The sequence below is a fragment of the Microcystis sp. M53602_WE12 genome, from assembly GCF_030065455.1.
GTDB lineage: Bacteria > Cyanobacteriota > Cyanobacteriia > Cyanobacteriales > Microcystaceae > Microcystis > Microcystis aeruginosa.
Window position 1 is genome coordinate 1 of sequence record NZ_JASJFB010000519.1, and the last position, 5701, is coordinate 5701.

Below are 5701 nucleotides of genomic sequence, written 5' to 3' on the forward strand. Positions count from 1 at the left end.
CACCCCCACACCCCACACCCCACACCCCACACCCCACACCCCACACCCCACACCCCAATTTATGAGAATAGAAACCTTAAAATCGGGTTTAATCGTCTCCTGTCAAGCGCCAGTGGAGTCATCTCTGCACGATCCTGTAATTATTGCCGCCATGGCTCATGCTTGCGTGGATAGGGGTGCTTGTGGGGTCAGAATTGATAGTCCCGCTCATCTGAAAGCCACCCGTCAACAATTGCCGGATATACCGATAATTGGACTCTGGAAACGCAATTATCCCGATTGTTCGGTATATATTACTCCCAAATATCAAGATGCTCTCGCCATTGCCGATGCGGGTGCCGATATAATTGCCTTGGATGCTACCCCCAGAAAGCGTCCTAATGATGAAAATTTAGCCACAATTATCGCTCGTATTCATCAGGAAACTGGTAAATTAGTCATGGCAGATATAGACTCGATCGAAAGTGCTATTTATGCCGTGGCAGCCGGTGCTGATATTGTCGGTACAACTCTTTACGGTTACACAGAAGCAACTAAAAATCTGCCACCGCCGAGTTTTTCTTTCCTAGAAGAATTAGTTAATAAGTTGTCAGTTCCTGTTATCTGTGAAGGAGGAATATCGACTCCAACAGAAGCCAAAAAAGCCCTAGAAGTTGGTGCATATTCGGTAGTTGTTGGCACGGCAATTACAGGTATTGATTTAAAAACTACCGCTTTTTTACAAGGAATTTTATCAAAAGATTAATGGGAGGGAAAAAACCAAAAAGTTTAGCCGCACCTCCTAAAATAGCGACAACCAAAGCGATTAAAATACCCCGGTTTGTGAATTGAGGAGAGGCAATAGCCAAAAGGCAAAACGGAGAATAAATAATCAGTGGGCAAGTCCAGTCATAAAATCATCGAGTTCTAACTGCGCCACCGTAAAATTTGTGCTTTAATGGGGTTGACAAAATCCCGTTTTTCTGCTTGAGATTTTTCGTATTCTTGCTTGAGGCGATAATACCATTTGGCCTGGGTATCGGCATCATCAATTAACATCAAAGCTGGATGATAACTAAGTCCTTCCTGTTGTTTAATCACCACATCGCGATCCTGTGTGAGGAATTGTCGGGTTAAATAACGCAAAAGAGGGGTTAAAAATGCCAACCAAGGAATCGTATAGTATAAACTTTGATGGACTTCGCAGTGATTTTCATCGATGGGAGTAATTGCCGTAAAAGCACAGGCTAAATACCGATCACCTCGTAGTATTTCTGTACGCACCGAGGGCAATTCAAAAACAATTTCAATCGATACTTTATTACCCAAAATTTTATAGGGTTTCGCACTTACGGGCATATCATAGGGAGCAAGACGAAAACCGAGGGGAACAGGTTCGTATTGTTTTTCTTTGACCCGAAATTTGCGTGGACCGCTGCGCCACCACCAAGAAGTATGAACGTAGGGACCGTGGGCCGGATCCATCAATCCCACCACTGCATGGTCAATATTGCAGTCAAAAGTGATAGTTTCGGCTATTTTGGGGGTAAGTTTGCCAAAATCGGCAATAGTCGGCACAGGAGGCAGATTTTCTTGATTAATTTCTCTTTTTGAGTCTGCCGGAATAAACACCCAGATATGACCTTGTATTTCACGACAGGGATAACTGGTGACGCAAATTCTGCTAATATCAAGGCGATCGTGTTCCGTTAATGAGGGGATCTCAGAACAAACGCCATCGCTAGTATTAAATTTCCAGCCATGATAGCAACAGTACACCCCATCCCCTTCAATCCAGCCATGGTGCAGCGGAATGCCACGATGGGGGCAAATATCCCGCAATGCGAACACTTCTCCATCCTCTCTCCTACCGACAACAATCGGTTCACCTAGCATTTTTTTGGCCATTAGCTGACCGGGTTTAAGTTTATTTGCCGGTGTGGCCACATACCAAAAGTCGCGCAGTAAGCTAGTCATAGGGTTTGTCTGGAGAGCTTCGATCGTTCATCCTATCATCAGAAATGAAGGTTATGACCGGGACTAGGGCAGATAATTTATGGACGTAACTGGATTCGAACCAGTGACCCCATCGATGTCAACGATGTACTCTAACCAACTGAGCTATACGTCCGCACGAATTGTTATTATAACACGATTGCTTCTAATTAGGCAAGCCCCTAGGCAATAAATTGATAGCCAATTAACTTATAAATTAACTTGGCAGTGGTAAATTCTGAGACCACCGAATCACTAATCGGGGCCAATTCCATCACATCACAGCCAATCACCTGATGAGTTTGGAAAAGACGACGGAGAAAGCCTAGGGTTTGATGCCAACTTAACCCCCCCGGTTCAGGTGTTCCCACCCCCGGAATTAAAGCCGGATCTATGCCATCCACGTCTATGGTTAAAAATACCTTCTCGGTGCTAATTTTGGCGATCGCTTTTTCGATCCAATCCGGATCCCTGGCGATATCTCGATCCCAAATTACGGGAATCTGCTGTTTAGCGATTAATTCCGCTTCTTCTCGACAAATAGCCCGAATTCCCACGGGTAAAGTCGGTAAACCCATTTCTAACACCCGACGCATCACACAGGCGTGGTTATGGTGCGATCCTTCGTACTCAAAACGCATATCGCCATGGGCATCAATTTGAACCACCGTAAAAGGTTCCGATAAAGCTTGTCGGTAAGCTTGTACTACTCCCGTAGTGATAGCGTGTTCACCCCCGACGGCGAGGACAAATTTATCATCGGCAATTAAACGAGAAACTGTAGCTGTGGTGACGGCTAACATCTCCTCGGCGGACAATTGCGGTTGTTGACGGGTATCTGCGATCGCATCATGGGTATAGATGCCCACTTCTAAACAGGTTTCCCTCTTAAGTTCCTCATCATAGGCTTCCAATTGTTGGGAAGCGGTAATCACCGCCGCCGGTCCAGTTTCACAACCCTTGCGATAGGTGGTGGTGGCCTCGTAGGGAATCGGCAGGATCACGGCCTTAGCTGTGGCGTAAGTGGCGATCGCTTCACTACCTAAAAATTGTTCGCTACCGGTGGCGCCAGACAATAACATGGGCAAGTCACAGAAAATTTTAGTCTAATCTTCTATTATAAATATTTTGACTATTTTTGTCTATCTCAACTGACTCCAAACATATCTACTACAATAGCCGACAACCCTTATCCATCAATGGATACATCCCTTAACTTTTCTTGGTGTACCCGTGTTTATTGTAATATTTCTCAATGGACAGGGAGCGAGCATATTTGCTGAAACCGAGTTAGATTTATGGGGGGTTTCCTTGATTTCTACCAGGGAAGAGGGCATCAGAAATTCTCTTAATCCCTCCCAAAGCACAGGTTATGGCCTTTTGTCAAGGGGGAAGTTCAGATCTTAATTGAAAATATAAGTAGAGATTAGCGATCGCTAAATTGGAAGCCATGAGTAAATTTACTTTATATTATGACTGCGATGGTAGTTTAAAAACTCTTGAACTGCCTTTAATCCTTGTCAATTCTCTCTGCATAGCTTCAAATACTTGACATTTTTAGTATATTTGAATTACTCATTAGGGATAACTATCTGACATTAAACAGGAATCTTGACTCTTCTGGTTTCTGTGTGGAAACGAGGTCTATACTGATAGTCTATGCCGCAAAATAGTCCTAAAAGTCTTGCCTGATAAGTATTTCACGATTTCATAAGCAAAAATTATCACACAAAGTCGAGAAGATCCGAATCTTCTTTACATTATGTTATTGAAGGGTTTCATTTGGGAATGATATAATTGCACGGAGAGATTACAAGTCACTCTATAAAATCCTCAAAAGCGGGAATGGGCTAATTCTGAGTCTCAGCATATCATCATGGAAGAAACAGTTCACGACAATTTTTTCAAAAAATTTACTGTGGTAACAGCTACTAGATCTGCTGCAGATTATCTCCCGGAGTCATCGGGTGTTTACGCTTTCTATCATGCGTTTGATTTTTCTGAGCATGATTTGTGTGGTAATATCAAGACTCGCTTGCAAAATACAGTGTTTAAAACAAAATTTTCTGAGAATAATGATAGAAGCAAATTTACCATAGATATCTGTGGAGAGCCAGTTAGTTTATCTCAGAACATGGAATATTTTCTTCAAGAAATTTCTCAACCAAAGGAGCGAAGAATTCTGAAAGAGTTTCTAATTTCATGTAGCATTTTACAGCATCCAGAATATATTGGCACGGCAAACAATTTAAGAATGAGATTTCTTCAACACTTGGAAAGAGAGGATGGTTTTTTATCAAAACATGGAAATTCAAGATCGAATAACGAATTTTTGTTTATTTCCTTTCCTTGTCCGAAAAATATTTCTAGACAATTGGAAAGCTTATTAATTCAATTATGTCAACCCAAATTCAATACTCAAAGGAGTTAAAATATGGAACTAGATAATCAGTCTCCAGAAACTATTGAATATAAAGCAATCACTGGTAAGTTTGGTGAAGTTAGATACTTTATAACAACCTTAGAACAAAGTGATGCAGTAGAAAACATTCGATTTGCTGACGAGATACAAGGCAGCTGGAGCTTCTCCGAAAGAGTCCAGAGAAAACTCGATGAAAAAAGAGCGGAAACAGAAATATTTTCCTACTTAGCTCAAGGGGGAATTAGGTTTTTTAATTCAATTGTAGTCGTCCTTTTGCCAAACTCAAATGAGCAACGAGAGTTCTGGGATTTTTCTACAGTTAGTAGTCAAGGTAAAACTGTAGAAAAATGGGTTAATTTAAAACTGTACAAAAACGTTGCTAGAATTGTCATTGATGGACAACATAGATTACTTTCTCTAAAAAGATACTGGAATGCTCACACAGGCAAAGAACCATTAAATTCTCAACAGTTAAAAGATAGCTTTGATTGCTCTGAAACCTTTGATATACCAGTTGTTTACTTAGTATTTAGAGAACTTGGAAGGGTAGGCTATAGCAATGCAAGCGAAACTATTAGAGATGATATTATCAAAGCGACTCGTAATATTTTTACAGTTATAAACAAAACTGCAAAATCTATTGATAAACAAACTCAATTATTGCTAGATGACAGTAAAATATCAGCATTAATTCCCAGAAAAATTTTGGAAGAAAAAGTGCTTGAAGACAAATATGTTAAATGGTCTTCTACAAACAGTTTAAATCAAGCAGATCCTTATCTAACTACACTAAATTTAATTAGTGAATGTACTATGGAAATTTTAAAAGACTCCCCGCAAGCTTTAAAAAAATCATTTAATTCACCTAATGAGCGACAAATGGCTTTAAAAGATTACTATGATTCTCATCCTAATTTGTCACAAATAGGCACAAAAGCTGTACTTAATTGGTTTTTTAACGAACTTCAACCATTTAAGGATTGGATATCACAGCTAAATTATTTAGAGGTAGATGTGCCGATTCAACCAGATCAACCGCAGCTGAAACCTAGCCAGAAAGCAGCGATAAAAAGGTTACGGCAATCCAGTATTTTATACACAGTTTTGGGACAAAAAATACTCTTTTTTGCAGTTTCGAGATATTTACTTAGAGTAAGAAAAGAGTATCGGATTACCGCCACTCTTAGCGCTATCTCAGATAGTAAGCTAAAACGCACTTAAACCACCTAAAATAGAAATAGTAATTTTAGAAAAATCCTACTTATGCCAGCCAAAGATTTCCTAGACTTAGAAGAAAAGAAAAAC

At 40.4% G+C, this 5701-nt stretch carries 5 protein-coding genes and 1 tRNA gene; 3 read left to right on the forward strand and 3 right to left on the reverse strand.

What is annotated here, in order from left to right; all coding sequences use genetic code 11:
• Positions 1-61: 61 nt before the first annotated feature.
• Positions 62-745 carry an N-acetylmannosamine-6-phosphate 2-epimerase gene (locus PX482_RS16980; RefSeq protein WP_288026119.1) on the forward strand — a complete coding sequence of 228 codons (684 nt, stop codon included), beginning with the start codon at positions 62-64 and terminating at the stop codon, positions 743-745.
• Positions 746-906: 161 nt separating this feature from the next.
• Here the strand turns inward: PX482_RS16980 and PX482_RS16985 are convergent, their stop codons facing one another.
• The 3 genes from PX482_RS16985 to speB form a co-directional block, all read right to left on the reverse strand.
• Positions 907-1956 carry a Rieske 2Fe-2S domain-containing protein gene (locus PX482_RS16985; protein WP_288122737.1) on the reverse strand — a complete coding sequence of 350 codons (1050 nt, stop codon included), beginning with the start codon at positions 1954-1956 and terminating at the stop codon, positions 907-909.
• 80 nt (positions 1957-2036) lie between these two features.
• Positions 2037-2110, reverse strand: a tRNA-Val gene (locus PX482_RS16990).
• Between the two features lie 46 nt (positions 2111-2156).
• The gene (speB, locus tag PX482_RS16995) at positions 2157-3056 is read right to left on the reverse strand and encodes an agmatinase (RefSeq protein ID WP_288122738.1); all 900 of its coding nucleotides are present in this window, start codon (positions 3054-3056) and stop codon (positions 2157-2159) included.
• A 794-nt stretch (positions 3057-3850) separates the two neighbouring features.
• Between speB and PX482_RS17000 the strand changes: the two genes are divergently transcribed.
• Positions 3851-4405 carry a GIY-YIG nuclease family protein gene (locus PX482_RS17000; protein WP_012267255.1) on the forward strand — a complete coding sequence of 185 codons (555 nt, stop codon included), beginning with the start codon at positions 3851-3853 and terminating at the stop codon, positions 4403-4405.
• Between the two features lie 3 nt (positions 4406-4408).
• On the forward strand, positions 4409-5617 hold the full coding sequence (locus PX482_RS17005; protein ID WP_288026124.1) for a DNA sulfur modification protein DndB: 1209 nt from the start codon (positions 4409-4411) through the stop codon (positions 5615-5617).
• Positions 5618-5701 lie beyond the last annotated feature (84 nt).

What these genes read in the sequence shown, in the direction of transcription:
- PX482_RS16980 (WP_288026119.1), top strand. Translation starts at nt 62, where the DNA reads ATGAGAATAGAAACCTTAAAATCGGGTTTAATCGTCTCCTGTCAAGCG.
- PX482_RS16985 (WP_288122737.1), bottom strand. Translation starts at nt 1,956, where the DNA reads ATGACTAGCTTACTGCGCGACTTTTGGTATGTGGCCACACCGGCAAAT.
- speB (WP_288122738.1), bottom strand. Translation starts at nt 3,056, where the DNA reads ATGTTATTGTCTGGCGCCACCGGTAGCGAACAATTTTTAGGTAGTGAA.
- PX482_RS17000 (WP_012267255.1), top strand. Translation starts at nt 3,851, where the DNA reads ATGGAAGAAACAGTTCACGACAATTTTTTCAAAAAATTTACTGTGGTA.
- PX482_RS17005 (WP_288026124.1), top strand. Translation starts at nt 4,409, where the DNA reads ATGGAACTAGATAATCAGTCTCCAGAAACTATTGAATATAAAGCAATC.